The 17,022-nt window shown below is 61.2% G+C and carries 15 protein-coding genes; 5 read left to right on the plus strand and 10 right to left on the minus strand.

What is annotated here, in order from left to right; genetic code table 11:
* Positions 1 to 12: 12 nt before the first annotated feature.
* Positions 13 to 903: a LysR family transcriptional regulator gene (locus DM813_RS00975; protein WP_128321578.1), complete on the minus strand. Its 891-nt coding sequence runs from the start codon at positions 901 to 903 to the stop codon at positions 13 to 15.
* 87 nt (positions 904 to 990) lie between these two features.
* On the opposite strand from DM813_RS00975, the gene DM813_RS00980 reads away from it, so the two are divergent.
* From DM813_RS00980 to DM813_RS00995, 4 genes are read left to right on the plus strand one after another with little or no spacing between them, the layout of a single operon-like run.
* Complete coding sequence (locus DM813_RS00980; protein WP_128321579.1) at positions 991 to 1,323, plus strand: DMT family transporter; 333 nt, start codon at positions 991 to 993, stop codon at positions 1,321 to 1,323.
* Between the two features lie 53 nt (positions 1,324 to 1,376).
* The gene (locus DM813_RS00985) at positions 1,377 to 2,552 is read left to right on the plus strand and encodes an FAD-dependent oxidoreductase (RefSeq protein WP_128321580.1); all 1,176 of its coding nucleotides are present in this window, start codon (positions 1,377 to 1,379) and stop codon (positions 2,550 to 2,552) included.
* The gene (locus DM813_RS00990; RefSeq protein WP_128321581.1) at positions 2,549 to 3,358 is read left to right on the plus strand and encodes an aldo/keto reductase; all 810 of its coding nucleotides are present in this window, start codon (positions 2,549 to 2,551) and stop codon (positions 3,356 to 3,358) included. The genes DM813_RS00985 and DM813_RS00990 overlap by 4 nt, the downstream gene beginning before the upstream one ends.
* 47 nt (positions 3,359 to 3,405) lie before the next feature.
* Positions 3,406 to 4,368, plus strand: a complete 963-nt coding sequence (locus DM813_RS00995) for a metal ABC transporter ATPase (protein ID WP_128321582.1) — start codon at positions 3,406 to 3,408, stop codon at positions 4,366 to 4,368.
* Positions 4,369 to 4,406: 38 nt separating this feature from the next.
* On the opposite strand, the gene hldE is transcribed toward DM813_RS00995, so the two are convergent.
* The 3 genes from hldE to DM813_RS01010 form a co-directional block, all read right to left on the minus strand.
* The gene (gene hldE, locus DM813_RS01000; protein ID WP_128321583.1) at positions 4,407 to 5,828 is read right to left on the minus strand and encodes a bifunctional D-glycero-beta-D-manno-heptose-7-phosphate kinase/D-glycero-beta-D-manno-heptose 1-phosphate adenylyltransferase HldE; all 1,422 of its coding nucleotides are present in this window, start codon (positions 5,826 to 5,828) and stop codon (positions 4,407 to 4,409) included.
* Positions 5,829 to 5,958: 130 nt separating this feature from the next.
* Positions 5,959 to 7,773 (minus strand): lipid A export permease/ATP-binding protein MsbA, encoded by a 1,815-nt coding sequence (gene msbA / locus DM813_RS01005; protein ID WP_128321584.1) that lies wholly within the window; start codon positions 7,771 to 7,773, stop codon positions 5,959 to 5,961.
* Between the two features lie 15 nt (positions 7,774 to 7,788).
* Positions 7,789 to 8,964 (minus strand): O-antigen ligase family protein, encoded by a 1,176-nt coding sequence (locus DM813_RS01010; RefSeq protein WP_128321585.1) that lies wholly within the window; start codon positions 8,962 to 8,964, stop codon positions 7,789 to 7,791.
* 99 nt (positions 8,965 to 9,063) lie between these two features.
* Between DM813_RS01010 and DM813_RS01015 the strand changes: the two genes are divergently transcribed.
* Positions 9,064 to 9,666: a toluene tolerance protein gene (locus tag DM813_RS01015; RefSeq protein WP_128321586.1), complete on the plus strand. Its 603-nt coding sequence runs from the start codon at positions 9,064 to 9,066 to the stop codon at positions 9,664 to 9,666.
* A 5-nt stretch (positions 9,667 to 9,671) separates the two neighbouring features.
* Here the strand turns inward: DM813_RS01015 and DM813_RS01020 are convergent, their stop codons facing one another.
* From DM813_RS01020 to DM813_RS01045, 6 genes are read right to left on the minus strand one after another with little or no spacing between them, the layout of a single operon-like run.
* Positions 9,672 to 10,793, minus strand: coding sequence for a glycosyltransferase family 4 protein (locus DM813_RS01020; RefSeq protein ID WP_128321587.1), 1,122 nt, complete (start codon positions 10,791 to 10,793; stop codon positions 9,672 to 9,674).
* Positions 10,790 to 11,746 carry a glycosyltransferase family protein gene (locus DM813_RS01025; RefSeq protein ID WP_128321588.1) on the minus strand — a complete coding sequence of 319 codons (957 nt, stop codon included), beginning with the start codon at positions 11,744 to 11,746 and terminating at the stop codon, positions 10,790 to 10,792. Before DM813_RS01025 ends, DM813_RS01020 begins: the two co-directional genes overlap by 4 nt.
* 47 nt (positions 11,747 to 11,793) lie before the next feature.
* Positions 11,794 to 13,194: a PIG-L deacetylase family protein gene (locus DM813_RS01030; protein WP_128321589.1), complete on the minus strand. Its 1,401-nt coding sequence runs from the start codon at positions 13,192 to 13,194 to the stop codon at positions 11,794 to 11,796.
* Entirely contained in the window at positions 13,191 to 14,087 is an 897-nt protein-coding gene (locus DM813_RS01035) for an antimicrobial resistance protein Mig-14 (RefSeq protein ID WP_128321590.1), read from the minus strand. The genes DM813_RS01030 and DM813_RS01035 overlap by 4 nt, the downstream gene beginning before the upstream one ends.
* Positions 14,087 to 15,217, minus strand: coding sequence for a glycosyltransferase (locus DM813_RS01040; RefSeq protein WP_128321591.1), 1,131 nt, complete (start codon positions 15,215 to 15,217; stop codon positions 14,087 to 14,089). The genes DM813_RS01035 and DM813_RS01040 overlap by 1 nt, the downstream gene beginning before the upstream one ends.
* Positions 15,201 to 16,958, minus strand: coding sequence for a carbamoyltransferase family protein (locus DM813_RS01045; protein WP_128321592.1), 1,758 nt, complete (start codon positions 16,956 to 16,958; stop codon positions 15,201 to 15,203). Before DM813_RS01045 ends, DM813_RS01040 begins: the two co-directional genes overlap by 17 nt.
* Between the last annotated feature and the right edge of the window lie 64 nt (positions 16,959 to 17,022).

The raw sequence follows: 17,022 nt of genomic DNA on the forward strand, positions 1-17,022 counted from the left end.
CGCCGAAGTGTACTAGCCAATGGCGCGCAAGTGCACTGCGAAGCGTTCAGCCAACCACTGCGCGGCAGGCCCCAAGGGCTCGTCGCGACGCCAGACCAGCTCCACCACCAGTGCCGGTGGCGTCCATTCGCTGCTCAGCTCGACCATTTGCGCGTGGTAGGTCGGGTACTGCACTACGTGCCGGGGTAACCAGGCCCAACCCAACCCCCGCATCAGCAGTTCGGCCATGGCATAGAAGCTGTCGGCGCGCCAGATCTGCGGGCTGATCGGCTCACCGCCGGGGTAGCCACTTTCCTGGGGGGCGATCAGTAACTGCCGATGCCGGGCCAGCTGCTGACGATTGACCCGGGCCAACTGCGCCAACGGGTGGTTGACCGCACACACCGTGACCATCTCCACATGCCCCAGGGCCCGGCGCTCAAGTGCTGGCGGCATGCGCTCGTGGTGAAACAGCAACCCCAGGTCGGCACGTCGTTCGACCAGCTTGCGGGCCACATCCCCTTGGGCACCACTGGCCAGCTGGACCTCAAGCAAGGGGAACTGCTGGGCGAGCTCGTCAAGGCTGTCGATGACCGGCTGATAAGGCATGGCTTCATCCTGCGCTACACGCAGTTGCGCTTCCTGGCCACGCATCAACGCCAGCGCCCGACCGTCCAGGCGCTCGCACTGGCGCAACAGCTCACGGGCATCTTCAAGCAACGCTGAGCCGGCCTCGGTCAAACGCGGCTGTCGTCCACTGCTACGCTCGAACAGGGTTACGCCCAAGTCGGTCTCAAGCAGTGCGATGGCGTTGCTTACAGCTGACTGGGCCTTGCGCTGAGCACGGGCTACGGCGGAAAACGAGCGCTGCTCGGCGACCGCTACAAACATGCGCAGTTGCTCAAGATTCCATTGTTCGGCCATGCAACCTATCTCCAATAAAGATAGGTAATGACTTTACCCCATCCAGGCTTGCTCTAAAATGCCCAGCCAGAACAGAGGAACGCCCCTATGAATGCCTACACCTACCTGGCTATCGCCATCTGCGCCGAAGTCATTGCCACCGCCTCGATGAAGGCCGTCAAAGGCTTGAGCACGCCGCTGCCTTTGCTGCTGATGATTTGTGGCTATGCCGTAGCGTTCTGGATGCTGACGCTGGTGGTGCGCAGCATTCCGGTGGGCATTGCCTACGCCATCTGGTCCGGGCTGGGCATCGTGCTGATCAGCGTCGCTGCCCTGGTGATCTACGGGCAGAAACTCGACACTCCGGCGATACTCGGCATGGCCATGATTGTCGGTGGCGTGGTGGTGATCCAGGTGTTCTCGAAAACCGCCGGCCATTGATCCTGCTCACAGGCTGTATACTGGGCGTCTGTCCAAGCTTGTGAGGTGCACGCATGCCATCCGTTATTTCCACCGACGTCCTGATTGTCGGCGCAGGGGTCGCAGGCCTCTGGCTCAATGCTCGCCTGCGTCGTCTGGGGTATTCGACGGTCGTGGTGGAACGCGCCAGTCTCGGCGGCGAGCAAACCCTCAAATCTCAAGGGATCATTCATGGCGGCGCCAAGTACGCCCTGCACGGCGCCCTGACCGGTGCCTCCGAAGCCATCGCCGACATGCCACGACGCTGGAGCGAAGCCCTGGCGGGTAATGGTGAGCTGGATCTGCGCGGCGTGCGCCTGTTGTCCGACGCCCATTACCTGTGGTCGCCTGGCACCCTGGCCGGCAACCTGACCAGTTTCTTCGCCAGCAAGGCCGTGCGCGGGCGCGTGGATCAGGTCAAAGGCGATCAATTGCCGCCTGCCCTGCAGGACCGCGGCTTCAAGGGCAAGGTCTACCGTCTGGCCGAACTGGTCGTCGACGTGCCGAGCCTGCTGTCCCGTCTCGCCGAACTCGCCGGCGACAGCCTGCTGGCGGGCGAGCAGATCGAACCTCTGCAAGAAGCCGGTGAACTACTGGGTTTGCGCGTCGACGGTCGCGAGATCCGCGCCCAGCGCGTCGTACTCAGCGCCGGCGCCGGCAATGCTGCATTGCTCGCCGCCATCGGCCTGAGCCAACCGGCCATGCAGCGTCGGCCACTGCATATGGTCATGGCCAAGGGTGCCAGCCTCAAGCCCCTGTATGCCCATTGCCTGGGCGGTGGCCCGAAACCGCGCATCACTGTCACCAGCCACCCCGCTGCCGACGGCCAGTGGGTCTGGTACATGGGCGGCGACCTGGCCGAAGCGGATGGCGTGGCGCGTGAGCCCGAAGCGCAAATTGCAGCGGCGAAAAAAGAAGTCGCCAGCCTGCTGCCCTGGATCGACCTGAGCCAGGTGCGTTGGGCCACGGTGCGCGTTGACCGTGCCGAACCTGCGCAATCCGGCCTAGTGCGCCCGGACAATGCCTTTGTCGCCGAGCATGACCGCCTGCTGATCGGCTGGCCGACCAAACTGGCTCTGGCGCCCGACTTTGCCGACCGGGTACTGAAAAACCTTGAGCGCGACGGTATCAAACCCTCGGTTCAACCTGCCCCGCTCGATCTACCCAAGCCGCCCCTGGCTGTGCCGGTGTGGGAGCAGTTGCTGCCATGACCTTGCCGACCCTGCACGATCTGCACCGCCCTCTGGGCAGCACCGGCCTGCATGTCTCGCCGCTGGGCCTCGGTACGGTGAAGCTGGGCCGCGATCAAGGCGTAAAATACCCCAATGGCTTCACCATCCCGGATGACGAGCAGGCCCGCCTGCTGCTTGCCCAGGCCCGTGAGTTAGGCATCAACCTGATCGACACGGCCCCCGCCTACGGCCGCAGCGAAGAGCGCCTTGGCCCGCTGCTGCGCGGCCAGCGCGACCACTGGGTGATCGTCAGCAAGGTGGGTGAAGAGTTCGACAACGGCCAGTCGCACTTCGATTTCAGTGCTGCACACACGCGGCTTTCCATCGAGCGCAGCCTCAAACGCCTGGAAACCGAGCACATCGACCTGGTGCTGGTGCATTCCGACGGCAATGACCTGCATATCCTCGAACACGAAGAGGTTTACCAGACGCTGGAGGCCCTCAAGCAGGAAGGCAAAATTGCCGGCTTCGGCTTTTCCGGCAAAACCGCAGCCGGTGGATTGAAGGCACTGGAGCGCGGCGATTGCGCCATGGTCACCTACAATCTGAACGAGCAGGCCGAACGCCCGGTGATCGATTATGCCGCCGACCATGGCAAGGCGATCCTGGTGAAAAAGGCATTGGCCAGCGGCCATGTCTGCCTGAGCCCGGGCGTGGACCCGGTGCGGGCCAGCTTCGAGCTGCTGTTCGCTCACCCCGGTGTAAGCAGTGCTATCGTCGGTACCATCAACCCGGTACATCTGGCCCATAATGTGGCCATCGTTGCCGAAGTATTGAGTAGCTGACGCCAACGCCGCCGTTGCGGCCGACCCCAACGCAAGAAGGAGCCGACATGCCGCGAACGCTTATCCGCAAGAATCCGAGCAACTTCAAAACCCTGCCATTGCATGTTGAGGCCAGCCCCGAGGGGCTGTGCTATCAGAGCATTGGCATGCCGTTGAACTTTGCCCAGACCCAACAGCGCCGCAAGCAGATTCACCTGGCCGACAGTCAGCGCTTTGCCGTCGAACTGGCGAACCTGGGCGTGTCTGTGCGCCTGACCCTGCATTGGCAAAACCGCGACTACTGGGTGCTGGTACGCCAGCGCCGGCAAGACCGTGGTGATGTCGTGTTGAAGCTGATTTCCGGCTATGTCCCTGCTCAGGAACTCAACCTGCCACTGCACACCGCCATTCAGGAGGTCGCCGAAGAGTGCCTGCTGGAAACCCCCGAAGGCTGGCTGGGCGGGCGCTTCAATGAAACCTGGCTGCCAGCGCCCTATGCCGACGCACTGCACTATCGTGAATCACTTCCCTTCGTCCTCACCCCACAGTCTGGCGCGGCAAGGCCGGTGCACTGTGCCAATCTGCAGTTGCTGGAGCGCCCACGGGCCTATGTGCACCTGCCGACAGCGTCGCTGCAACTGATTTATGACCTGCGTTTGCAGGTGCCGCGCGAAGCCAAGTCCCTGAGCCTGTTTCATGTCGACGAGCGCCTTGAAGGGCAGCAACTGGTCGCCCGGCTCAATCGCAGCCGCCCCGACCTCTACCTGATGCCCTTGGTAGACGGCCATCCAAAAGCCGAGTTGTACACCCTGAAAAAGGATCAACTGGTTCCCGCGAGCACACGCGGCCTGTACCTGGCGGAAAGCTTTGCCCGGCAAGAAGGCTGGCTGGTCAGGGACGAGCGGATTCGCTGGAAGGATTGGGTCAATCAGCAGGGATTGGCAGCGCCGAAAGCGGACAACCGGTTACGGCAACTGACGGGCAAGGCCCGGGCGTTGTTACAGATGGCCCGGGGCAGTGTGCACAAGTAAGCCACGACAGGGGCAAGTCGCCTTGCCCCTCGATCGCTTCAGTTTTTCCGGATTTTTTCGACGATGGCGGTGGTCGAGCTGTTCTCAACCAGGCCAAGCACTTTCACCGTGCCGCCGTAAGCCCTGACGATATCGGCACCGACTACCTGATCGATGCCATAGTCCCCGCCCTTGACCAGGACATCCGGCTTGACGTGGCTGAGCAGGTTTTCCGGCGTGCCTTCAGGGAAGCTGATGACCCAGTCCACTGCCCCCAGGCCTGCGAGCACGGCCATACGCCGGTCGACACTGTTGATCGGGCGCCCCGGGCCTTTCAGGCGGCTGACCGAAGCGTCGTCGTTGACGGCAACGATCAGACGATCACCCTGCGCACGCGCCTGTTCCAGATAAGTCACGTGACCGGCATGGAGGATGTCGAAACAACCGTTGGTGAAGACGATTTTCTCGTTGTGGGCACGGGCGTCATCGATAGCCAGCAGCAATTGGTCAAGGCTGAGCACTCCGCGCTCGGAACCTTCCTCGCGCTGGATGGCCCGGCGCAATTCCGGCGCGCTGATGGCCGCAGTCCCCAGCTTGCCGACGACGATGCCGGCGGCCAGGTTGGCCAGACCTACCGCGTGAGGTAGTTCTTCACCGGCCGCAATGGCAGCGGCCAGGGTCGAAATGACCGTATCACCGGCACCGGTGACGTCGAAGACTTCACGGGCACGGGCCGGCAAGTGCAGTGCAGCATGATCCGGGCGCAGCAGGGTCATGCCGTGCTCACCACGCGTAACCAGCAAGGCACCCAGCTCAAGCTCGCCCATCAACTGGGCACCCTTGGCCACCAGCTCCGCCTCGTCGACGCAGCGGCCGACAATGGCTTCGAACTCGCTGAGGTTTGGGGTGATCAGGCTCGCCCCGCGGTAGATCGAAAAGTCCTTGCCCTTGGGGTCGGCCAGTACCGGAATCCCTTTGGAGCGCGCGGCCTGAATCAGGCTTTGATGGTTTTTCAGGGCGCCTTTGCCGTAGTCAGAAAGTACCAACACCTTGACGCCATCGAGCAACGCGTCGACTTCTGCGCCCAGCGACAGCGGATCGGTGGCAAAAGGCTCCTCGAAATCGATGCGCAACAGTTGCTGGTGCCGGCTCATGACCCGCAGCTTGACGATGGTCGGCTGGTGCGCGATGCGCTGGAAGATCGAGCGCACGCCGGCTGCCTGCAAACTGTTGGCAAGGCTGTCGGCAGCCTCATCCTGACCGGTAACCCCGATCAGCGCAGCCGGCGCCCCCAGGGCGGCAATGTTCAAGGCGACGTTGGCCGCTCCGCCCGGACGGTCCTCGATCTGTTCGACCTTGACCACCGGTACCGGGGCCTCAGGCGAAATTCGAGAGGTACCACCATGCCAGTAGCGGTCGAGCATGACATCGCCCACCACCAGTACCGGGGCTTGATCGAAACGCGGCATGGACAACTTCATGGGCAACCCATTTATACAAAATTAACAGGGGCAGGATATTAGCACAGGCAAGGTGAACGCTTGATTATCGCCTTGCCTACAAGCTGTTGCAGGATTGCTGCCGGAGCCCAGGGCGGGCTCCGACGACAGGTCAGGTAATGTCAGCCTTGGCCGGCTCATCCAGGCCCATGGCGTGGAGCCTGGCGTAGTAACCATTGGCAGCCAGCAGTTCGGCATGGGTCCCACGCTCGACCAGCTTGCCCTGATCCATTACCAGGATCATGTCGGCCTTCTCGATGGTCGACAGTCGATGGGCGATGACCAGCGTGGTACGCCCCTTCATCACATGATCGAGTGCTGCCTGGATATGCCGCTCGGACTCGGTATCCAGTGCCGAGGTGGCCTCATCGAGGATCAACAGCGGTGCGTTCTTGAGCAAGGCGCGGGCAATCGCCAGGCGCTGGCGCTGACCACCCGAGAGCAGGACGCCATTCTCCCCGACCTGGGTATCGAAGCCTTTCGGCAATTGCTCGACAAACTCCTTGGCAAAGGCGTCTGCCGCCGCCGCCTCGATATCGGCACGTGGCGCGCCGGCCAGATCGCCATAGGCAATGTTGTTGGCCACGGTATCGTTGAACAGGGTGACATGCTGGGTCACCTGGGCCACATGGCGACGCAGGTTGCGCAGGCGATAATTCTCGATTTCCACACCGTCGAGGAAAATCTGGCCCTGATCGTGGTGGTAAAAGCGCGGAATCAGCGCGGCCAGTGTCGACTTGCCACTGCCCGAACGCCCCACCAGTGCAATCATCTGCCCAGGCTCGGCGGTGAAGGAAATGTCGGACAAGACCTGGCGTTCAGTACCGGGGTAGGTGAAATTCAGGTTGCGGACTTCCAGGCGTCCCTCGACACGCTCCAGCTCCACCGTGCCGTTATCGACCTCAGGCATTTCGTCCAGCTGTTCGAAAATGCTTTCGGCGCCCGCCAAACCTTTCTGGATGGTCGAGCTGACTTCCGACAGCTGACGGATTGGCTTGGGCAACAAGCCGGCAGCGGTGATGTACGCCACCAGATCGCCCGCGGTGGCGTCACCACGCAGGAACAAAACCAGAAACATCAATGCCGCCATGGCGGTGTAAATCACCAGTTGCAACATCGGGGTATAGATAGCCCCGGTCTTGGTCATGTGCAGTTGCTTGTCCGTGTTGCTCTGGCTGGCATCGGCAAACCGCTGTTGCTCGTAGTGCTCGCCGCCAAAGCTGCGCACCACGCGATAGCCCTGGATGGTTTCAGAAGCGACATGGGTTACATCGCCCATGGCCACCTGAATTTTCTTGCTCTGCTTGCGAAACTTTTTGCTGGCCGTGCCGACCATGACTGCAATGACAGGCAGAATCGCCAGCATTACCAAGGTCAGTTTCCAGTTCATCCACAGCAGGTAGGCAAAAAGGAACACCACGGTCAGACCTTCACGAATCACCACCTTGATGGCATCCGTGGCGGCGCCGGTAACCATGGTCACGTTGAAGGTGATGCGCGAAATCAGGTGGCCGGAGTTATGGTTGTCGAAGTAGCGGTTGGGCAGCACCAGCAACTTGTTGAACAACTCGACCCTCAGGTCATGAACCAGTCCCAGCGACACCTTGGCCAGGAAGTAGTTACCCAAAAATGACCCCAACCCTTGCCAGGCCGCGATCAGCACGATGAGCAACGGTACGGCCTGCAGCAGTTGCAGGTCCTTCAGGTAGGGGACATTGGGGAACAATACCGCCTGGGGGTTGCTCAGACCGTCGACGAAATACTTGAGGATCCCCGCCAGCATCGGCTGGGTTGAGGCAAAGATCACGAAACCGACAATGCTCAGCAAGAAAATGCCAATGTACGGTTTCACATAGCTCAGCAGCCGGAAGTAGATTTTCAGGCTGGAGCTGCTCTGCTGCTCCGCCTTTAGCGGTGTTTCGGCCATCGTCGAGCTCGCTGTTCAGATAGAACCGGAAATTTTATCACAGCCCGGGCGGCGAGCATGCATCCAGACCAGCGTCAGCGCCAGCCCAACCGGCAACCAGCTGATGAACCACTCGGCCCGCGGAGTAGCGGTCAGACTCGCCGCATCGAATTGCATGGCCAGGGTGGCGAACAACCATAGCCCCATCAACCCCTTGCCGTAGTGTGTAGCGCGCGCGCGCCAGATCTCGCGCAACGCACATAGCCAGACGCCAATCCACAGTAGCATCCCGGGAATACCCAGTTCGAGTGCAATATGGGTGAACATGTTGTGGGTGTGCTCAAACACCTGCCCCACCGCCGTGACCCGGTAAAAGCTGCCAATCCCGAGCCCCGTCCACGGATGCTCGGCAATCATCTGCAGGCTGGCCTGAAAAATTTCCGGCCGGTACGAGGTGCCACGAAGCATGATCAACGAGTGCACCATCCAGAAGGCCAATGCGGCCATTGCGATGGCTGCCGCTGCGAACCAGCAGCTTCGGCGGTCACGGCACCATAGCGGCATGGCCACGATGGATATCAGCAAGCCCAGCGCCGCCCCCCGGCTCTGGCACAGCACGATAAACGCGCCGAGGCACAGCAACGATACAGCCCAAACCGCTTGAAACCAGCGCTGTTGCGGTTGCCAATGGAGCATCCAGACAATGGCCGCAGCGATGACATACGCGCCGAGGATAGGGTGCGAAATCTGGCCGATGCCGTACAGGCGAGTAGTCCATGAATTTCCTTGCACGCCATAGAACTGGACAATAGAGAGCAACGCCGCAGCACCCAAGCCGACTGCCCCCCACTGGAGCAGTTGAATCAGGCGAGAGAAACCGATACTGGCAAGGATCGGAAAAAACAGCAGAAAGGTCGCAATGTACAAGACTCGCTTGAGTTCGCGACCCAAATCGTCCGCACCGGTCCACGACAGACTCATTACCGACCAGGCAAGCAGCAACAGAATGGCAACGCTCAAGGCTCGCTGGGTATTCCAGATGTCTGCAACTACAGTGCGCGCAGACCACGCCAGGATCAATGTCGGCACCCAGAGAAAGAGCACCAGACCTTGCTGATACAACTTGTTACTCGGCGCCAGGGCAATCGCCACCAGAAACCATACAAAACCAATCGCTAGCCAGGTCTGCGCCCAGCGTTTCGCGTACATCATCTGTGTCCCCAACGATTAACCAACACCAGTATGGTGCATCCTTGAACTTTTCGGCATCATGGCCGGTCCTTTCGCTGTCAGTTGACAAGGCCCTAACCCATGCAATGCTCCCGGCTACCCCAGGTCGACTTCAACCAGCTGACGCTTGATGCCCAGGTCCTTGAGGCCGACAGCTTCGGCGCCAAAGTGTACCGGCTAAAGGACGGCAATATCCTTAAGTTATTCCGGCGCAAGCGGTTGATTTCATCTGCGCTGCTGCGACCATACTCCCAACGCTTCATCGATAACGCACTGCAGCTAGAGAAAAAGGGAATTCCTACACTAAAAGTGCTAAAGCACTACAAGCTAGACGCGCCCGGAATGACCGCAGTGCTGTATAAGCCCCTCCCCGGCGATACGCTCAGTTACCTTTCTCGACAGCCAGGTTTCCACTGGGACCAGCGCCTGCCGCAACTGGTGGCCCTGGTGCGTACGCTGCACAAGACCGGCGTCTACTTTCGCTCGCTGCACCTGGGCAACATCGTTGTCACACCCGAGCAGACGATGGGACTGATTGATGTGGCCGACATGCGCTTCATGCGCGCGCCGCTGTCCAAGCGCATGGTCCGACGTAACGTGCAACACTTTGCCCGCTACATCGCCCGCGAGAAGCTTGAAGCGCAGTTCCCGCTCGCCGAACTGGAACAGGCTTTACTGGGCTGAATGCCTCAAGGCCGACGCAGCAGCTCGATTGAGGTCTGGTTGAGACGCTGCCAGGCCTGCTCGGGCGCCAAGGCCCGATACTGGGCTTGAGCCACTTGGCAACCGTCCCCCGTAACCCGGTCGACGATTGCCTGCGCCCAGGCCGCAACCTCGCCAACCGGGGCATAACAGCCGGCATCACCCAGCTGCTCACGGAACACCGCCAGGTCGCTGCACAGGACAGGCACATCTGCCAGGACTGCCTCCTGCACCACCAGCCCCAGGCCTTCGGCCCTGGAAGGGATCACCACCCAGTCGAACGCCCGATAAAGCTGGTGCAGGTCTTCAGCATGCCCCAACAGGGACACGACCGCCTCCAGGCCCAGAGCCTTGATACGCGACTCAAGCTGCGCACGCTGCCGGCCTTCCCCGAGAATCACCAGGCGCAGGGCAGGTTGTTGCTTGCGCGCCGAGGCAAAGGCGTCGAGCAAATAATCGAAACCCTTGCTCTCAACCAGGCGCCCCACTGCCCCCAAAATCGGCCCGCCGTCCTGAGGCAGTCCCAGACGATGGCGCGCCTGCTCGCAAGTCAGCAGTTGCTGGCGAAACACCTCGGGTTCAAGCGCTGAACGCAGCACCGTTACCGGCATATTCAGGTCACGCCCAACGGCTTCAGCCAGGGCGCAGGAGACCGCCACCAAGGTCAGCTGAGCAGGTTTAAAGCTGCGCAACAGGGCGATTTCGGCTGAGTTGAGACGGGTGGCGCCATGGAACAGGATGACCGCGCGCACATCAGGCAAGCGTCGCAGCAGCGGCAGCACAAATTTGGAAACGCCAATGCCATCCAGTAACAGCACCTGGCTGTTGGCCTGCTCCAGCGCCTGGCGAAAACGGCGCTGAACCCAAGGGCGCACCAGTTTCCACACACCACGCCCCTTCAGCAGGCGCGTCGACAGCTGCCATTCACGCGTCGTCCCGATACTGCCGCACGGCCCTTGCCCCTGCAGCAGCCAGTTACTGATCACAGCACCCGGCTCGGCTCTTGCGAGAACCTGCTGATGCACCCTGTGCACCGAAACGTAGGGCGCGCCGCCCGACCACATGATATTGACGATGTTTACTGGCGCGCGGCCATCGGCCAGGCTCATAGCCCCACTCTCAAACGCAAACGCTGCCACGTGGTCAGTGCAGGACGGGGGCGCAGGGCGGGCTGCATTTTTTCAACGATGCTGCGGCCCACTTGAGCGAAGCTGAACTGTGAAACCGCAAGGTCGCGTCCGTTGTTGCCAATACGCTCGACCAGTTCAGGATCGGCGCGCAGCACCTGAAGCTTGGCCTGCAACTGGGCGATGCTGTTGTACAGCACCACGTTATGCATATCCTCAAGACCCAAGGCACGGTTTTCCGCTTCCCCCTGGTCATAGGCCAGCAGCACACAGCCACAGGCCATGGCCTCGAAATTCTTGATCATGTACTCGCCCATACCCACATCGGCACTGACAAAGAACCGGATGCGGTTGAGCGTGTCGCAGTATTCTTCCCCGGACTTGGTCCGGGTCACCAGCAGGTTTTCGACCTGCGCCAGTTCATCGAGCAATGCCTTGCGACCGCTGTAGGCCACGCTATTGGTGCTGCCGACAAAGGCCAGTTCGATGTCCCGTGCGCGCCCCTGGTCGGCCAGCAGGTGCTGGTCGTAGCCCTTGGGCACGAACTCGGCGTCGAAACCTTCCTGGCGCAAACGCTCGCTGACCATGTACCCGGAGCTGATCACCCGCGCCCACGGCAACTGGCGATAATGCGCACTGAACTTGCCGGTGTACTTGCACGGGATGTAATTCTGATAGGCATCGTGCTCAAGGATCACCAGGTTGGGCACCGTACGGATGAATCCGACCTGACGAATCTCTTGCTTGAAGCGCAGGAAGAACACAATCCGGTCATATTTTTCAACGTCGACTTCACGACGGAAATAGCTGCGCAGGTTGCGCTGATCGGCGCTGCTGAGCCAGCGCAAATCGCACTCGCAATGGGCCGCAACACCGTCGTAGAGCCGATCCAGAATTGCCCGTTGTTCTTTCTGCACCAGAAATAGAACTTTCATTGTTTTCCTTGCAGGGCTTATTGCCCGCTAACAGTCATACGCCCGGATCAGAGATCACGGCGCCAGAACAATTCATGTCGGCGCACAGCCTTGCGGAAAAATTCGTTTTCACCGTACACAGACGCGCGTCGACCGGCCAGCCAGCGCTGCAACAGGCGACGAACGCGGCGCTTGAACGGCGGCCGCGGCTGCAGGTCATGCATCATGCCCAGGGCCATGGCCTTGTCTCGCTGGGTCGACAGGTCGAGTGTCAGGCTGTACGGCGCCCACCCTGGCACGGCTTCCATCTGCGGCGGCAAGGCGACACCCGCACCGCTGTCGCCCATGGGCCAGCGATCGTTGTCATGCAGGTGATTGGCGTATCCCAACAGGGTTTCCGGCTGCCACGCCAGCCCCTGCAGCGCTTCAAGCACTGCAGCCTGGGCACAGATGTGGTCGGGGTGCGGGTCAAGCGTTGGATGCGGCATCACCAGCACCTGCGGTCGCGCAGTGAGCAACAACTCACGCAGGTCGGCCAGTAGGTTGTTCCAGGTCGGCGCCCCATTCAGGTCGCCCGGTAGCGCCATGGTATTGAACTGCCGGAACAGGCGGGTATCGTCCAGCTGCGCCTCTCGCGAGGCGATCGGCTGATCTGCCGCCGCCTGCATGGCTGGCAACTGCAGGCAAAAATAACCCAACTGTACGCAACGTGATTCAGGAACGCCGGCCCAACGCGGCACGGCAATACTGTCCCAAGCACGCAGGCGCCCCTTCAGACGAGCAGCTTCGGCTTTTTCCAGACCCATTTGCTGATAGTGCTCAGCCTCGATTTCACCTGCCGTCAGGGTCACTATCCAGGCTTCCTGAGCCTGGCTGTACAGCCCGAACGCGGCAAGCTCGGCGTCGTCGGCGTGGGGCGCAATGACCATTACCCGCTTTTGACGCAAGTCGCTTCCCGACACCACCCATAGCTGACCCTCGGCAGGCAGGCGGCAGTATTGTCCTCGCAAGCGCAACTGCCCTGCTGCCAACGACGTAGCCAGTCCTGTAAGGTTCAGGTAACGAAGGCCAGCAACCCCCCGCTCGAAGACCTGACAGTCGTCGCTGTTGAGGATGACGGCCGGATCAAGAAAACGCCCCAGCCAACGACTTTTCAGGCGTAGCTGCAGAACCAGCGTTTCATCGCCGTTGAGCTGCAAGGGCGACTGCACCTTCACGACACCATCAACCAGCTTGACCGGGTGCGCGGCGCACACTGGCGGCTGCTCATACTGGTAGTCTTCGCCAGGCGAATAGAACAGGTGATCGGCGAACCAGGCCTCATGGGCCACCCACAGCAGCGGTAACAGCAGCAGTGGCAACCACCACTGGACAAAAATGCCCAGGGCCAGCAGCACGACCAGGCCGGTCAGCACTGCCAGCCGCTTGTTACGCCGATGCTGCCTGAGCAGCTGCTGCTTGCGGCTCACACCTGAAACACCGGTACAGGGTTGCACCAACGGTCCTTGTACTCGCGATCGGCGCGCCCGAAGGAAAATCGCAGCGACTTGTTGCGCGCCCGGGCATCTTCCCAGGCCGCCTGGGTATTGAGAAAGCTCAAAACGCTACCCGGACTGAACGCCTTGGTTTGCGGATCAACGCCGCCGTTGATGTATTCAACGCTGATCCATTCTGGCGCTTCCACCCGATACACCAGCTGAATGGCGATCGGTGCATCGTCGAGAAACAGCACCGAACCGATCAACAGCTCGCGCAGACGCTCAATCACTTCGGCCATGTGCGCGGCACCGGTCGCCGGGAATTCCCAGCGCCGCTGAAACAGGTCGCAGTACATGGCCGCCAGCTCGGCACTGGTGAAATCCGTGACCGGACGCACCTGGCCACCCGCCTCTTCAAGCAGGCGCAGCTCGCGGCGCTGGTTGTAGCGAAACTTTTTCGACAGGTCTTCAGGCGTACGCGCCATCGCCAGCGACTCGGTCTGCACCTTGAGGTTGGCAAACCGCCCCTGGTTGAGCTCGGACAAATAACGCCCGGCATGGCGCAACGGCGCCTGGGCATCTGCTGCCGCTGGCAGGATCAGCTCGGCATTGCCCAGGTCATACAAGCCTTTTTTGCCTTGACGCTTGAGTACGTCCTTGGACAAAGCCAGGTGACGCCCCCAGGTCGGAATGGCCGCCTTGAGTTCACCGTTTTGCTCCCAGCCCAGATAGCGCACCGGAATCTGCGCCAGGTCGGCAAGCTGTTCGATGACCAATGGATGGGTGGCGACACTACCACCAAAACGCTGCCAGGCCTGGGCGTAGGCTGTCGCATCGATCACCTGCCAGCCACGCTCGCGCCAGCCTTGAATATGATTGAGCATCAAACCTCCGAAGCCAGCGCACGAACGCTCGGCAACTGCCAGAAGGTGTTGCGCACAGCACGGTCGGAAAAACGCTCCTGCAGACGCGCAAGCATGCGCTCGGCGCACTCCTGGCGCTGCCCTTCATCGAGCACTGCCAGATGCTGCAACCCTTGCGCCAGGCGCTCGGCATCGGCCAGCGGAAACAGAATGCCGACACCTTCGACCACCTCGACGGCGCCGCCGCAGGCGGTGGCGAGCACGGGCACACCGGCGACCATGGCTTCCAGCAGTACCATGCCGAACGGCTCATGGTCTGAACTCAGCGCAAAGGCATCGAACGCCTTGAAGTAACGGCGTGCGTCGGGCACCTGACCGAGGAAGTCCACCTGCGCGGCGATCCCCAGTTCGGCGGCCAGGGCCTTCAACGATTGCTCCAGACGACCCCTGCCAAGAATGGCCAGGCGAGCGCCTTCCGGCAGGTTAGGCAGGGCCTGGGCGAAGCCCCGCAGCAGGGTCGCCTGATCCTTGTCCGGGTGCAGGCGACCGACATTGCCTGCAATCCAGGCCTGCGGGTCAAGCCCCAACGCCTGGCGCGCCTCGCGTGCCGGCACCAGCGCACGTTGCAGCGCTTCGATGTCGATTCGGTTATAGAGGGTCTGAATGCGCTCGGCCGGCCACTGGGGCAAGCATTTGCGCATGTCGTCACGCACGGCATCAGAGACGCCGAGCAAGCTCAAGCGCTGACGGAACAGGTTGGCAAACAGCTGGCGGCTGCCACGCTTGTAGTCACCAAAGGCATGGTGCACGCCGATAACCGGCAAGCGACTGCCCAACAAGGCGATGTAAATCGGCTTGAAGCGGTGAGCAATACAGAAACTGAAATCGCGCGCGGCAACGATCCGCCGTAACGCACGGATCGCTCCCAGCTTGAGGCCACGGACAGCCCTGGAGCTGAACTCCAGGAATATCACTTCGTCAGAGGCGCAACCGGCCGCTACTTGCGGATCGGCAGCGCCGGTCAGGAACACCGTGGTGACCTTGTACTCGCTGCCGTCAAACAGGCTCGCATATTGCCGCGCACAATCCAGAAACGGACCGTCATAGCCGTGGCAAAACTGCAGGACGCGCTTTTCAGCCCTGGGCTTCATAAGTGTCCGCGCCGTCCTTGACCACCAGAATGTCTTCCATGATCAGGTACTGCAGGTCCGACCCGAAGAACATATTCAAGGCATCGGTCGGCGAGCAGATCATCGGCTCACCGCGACGGTTGAGCGAGGTGTTCAGCGAAACACCGTTGCCGGTCAGGTTTTCCAGCGCCTTCATCATGTCGTAGTAGCGCGGGTTGTACTCGCGCTTGAGCACCTGGGCCCGCGACGTACCGTCTTCGTGTACGACTTCCGGTACGCGGGTCTTCCACTCTTCGGCCACTTCGAAGGTAAAGGTCATGAACGGCGCCGGGTGATCGATCTTGATCATCTGTGGCGCAACGGTGTCGAGCATCGACGGGCAGAAAGGCCTCCAGCGCTCGCGGAACTTGATCTGGTGGTTGATACGGTCAGCAACACCGGCCACGCTTGGGCAACCGATGATGGAACGACCGCCCAGCGCACGCGGGCCGAACTCCATGCGCCCCTGGAACCAGGCCACCGGGTTGCCGTCGACCATGATCTTGGCGATCTGCTCCGGCATGTTCTCGAGCTTGCGCCATTTCGGCTGGCTCGGGTGACGGGCACAGGCGGCAATCACGTCTTCGTTGGAATACGAAGGGCCGAGGTAGACGTGCTCCATCTTCTCGACCGGTACGCCGCGTGCATGCGACACGTAGGCCGCAGCGCCAACCGCGGTACCGGCGTCGCCGGAAGCCGGCTGCACGAACAGCTCCTTGAGGTCGGGACGGGCAATGATCTTCTGGTTGAGCTTGACGTTCAGCGCGCAGCCACCGGCATAAGCCAGTTTGCCGGTTTCCTTGAGGATGTCGCCCAGGTAGTGGTCGATCATCTGCAGCGCGATCTTCTCGAACAACGCCTGCATGCTGGCGGCGTAGTGGATGTACGGCTCGTCGGCGATGTCGCCTTCACGCTTCGGACCCAGCCACTCGATCAGCTTCGGCGAGAAATAGAAACCCTTGCCCTTCTCTTTGTAGCGGCGCAGGCCGATCACGTTGGCGTAGTCGGTGTTGATCACCAGCTCGCCGTTCTCGAAGCTGGCCAGACGCGAGAAGTCATATTTGCTGGCATCGCCGTACGGCGCCATGCCCATGACCTTGAACTCGCCGTCGAGCATCTCGAAACCGAGGAACTCGGTGATCGCGCCGTACAGGCCGCCCAGGGAGTCCGGATCGAAAAATTCCTTGATCTTGTGGATCTTGCCGTTTTCGCCGTAGCCGAAGAACGTGGTGGCGTACTCGCCCTTGCCGTCGATACCGAGGATCGCGGTTTTTTCTTTGAAACCCGAGCAGTGGTAGGCACTGGAGGCGTGGGCCAGGTGATGCTCTACCGGCTCGATCTTGACCTTCTTCGGGTCAAAGCCCAGTTGCTCCAGGCACCAGACGATCTTCTTGCGGTAGCGCTTGTAGCGACGGTTGCCCATCAGGATCGCGTCAAGGGCACGGTCCGGGGCATACCAGTAACGCTTGGCGTAGTGCCAGCGGGCTTTGCCGAACAGGCTGATCGGGGCGAACGGAATGGCCACCACGTCAACGTCGGACGGCTTGATACCTGCCTGCTCCAGGCAGAACTTCGCCGACTCGTAGGGCATGCGGTTCTTTGCATGTTTGTCGCGTACGAAGCGCTCTTCTTCAGCGGCCGCAATCAGCTTGCCGTCGATGTACAGGGCCGCGGAAGGATCATGGCTAAGGGCGCCGGACAGGCCAAGAATCGTCAATGCCAAGGGTCTAGCCTCTTCAATCTGTAAAAATGCGCCCTGGCCCCTTGGGGCGAGCGGCAACGAAAGA

It is taken from the genome of Pseudomonas alkylphenolica (genome assembly GCF_004025535.1).
In the GTDB taxonomy this organism is placed as follows: Bacteria; Pseudomonadota; Gammaproteobacteria; order Pseudomonadales; family Pseudomonadaceae; genus Aquipseudomonas; species Aquipseudomonas alkylphenolica_A.

What these genes read in the sequence shown, in the direction of transcription:
- DM813_RS00975 (WP_128321578.1), bottom strand. Translation starts at nt 903, where the DNA reads ATGGCCGAACAATGGAATCTTGAGCAACTGCGCATGTTTGTAGCGGTC.
- DM813_RS00980 (WP_128321579.1), top strand. Translation starts at nt 991, where the DNA reads ATGAATGCCTACACCTACCTGGCTATCGCCATCTGCGCCGAAGTCATT.
- DM813_RS00985 (WP_128321580.1), top strand. Translation starts at nt 1,377, where the DNA reads ATGCCATCCGTTATTTCCACCGACGTCCTGATTGTCGGCGCAGGGGTC.
- DM813_RS00990 (WP_128321581.1), top strand. Translation starts at nt 2,549, where the DNA reads ATGACCTTGCCGACCCTGCACGATCTGCACCGCCCTCTGGGCAGCACC.
- DM813_RS00995 (WP_128321582.1), top strand. Translation starts at nt 3,406, where the DNA reads ATGCCGCGAACGCTTATCCGCAAGAATCCGAGCAACTTCAAAACCCTG.
- hldE (WP_128321583.1), bottom strand. Translation starts at nt 5,828, where the DNA reads ATGAAGTTGTCCATGCCGCGTTTCGATCAAGCCCCGGTACTGGTGGTG.
- msbA (WP_128321584.1), bottom strand. Translation starts at nt 7,773, where the DNA reads ATGGCCGAAACACCGCTAAAGGCGGAGCAGCAGAGCAGCTCCAGCCTG.
- DM813_RS01010 (WP_128321585.1), bottom strand. Translation starts at nt 8,964, where the DNA reads ATGATGTACGCGAAACGCTGGGCGCAGACCTGGCTAGCGATTGGTTTT.
- DM813_RS01015 (WP_128321586.1), top strand. Translation starts at nt 9,064, where the DNA reads ATGCAATGCTCCCGGCTACCCCAGGTCGACTTCAACCAGCTGACGCTT.
- DM813_RS01020 (WP_128321587.1), bottom strand. Translation starts at nt 10,793, where the DNA reads ATGAGCCTGGCCGATGGCCGCGCGCCAGTAAACATCGTCAATATCATG.
- DM813_RS01025 (WP_128321588.1), bottom strand. Translation starts at nt 11,746, where the DNA reads ATGAAAGTTCTATTTCTGGTGCAGAAAGAACAACGGGCAATTCTGGAT.
- DM813_RS01035 (WP_128321590.1), bottom strand. Translation starts at nt 14,087, where the DNA reads ATGCTCAATCATATTCAAGGCTGGCGCGAGCGTGGCTGGCAGGTGATC.
- DM813_RS01040 (WP_128321591.1), bottom strand. Translation starts at nt 15,217, where the DNA reads ATGAAGCCCAGGGCTGAAAAGCGCGTCCTGCAGTTTTGCCACGGCTAT.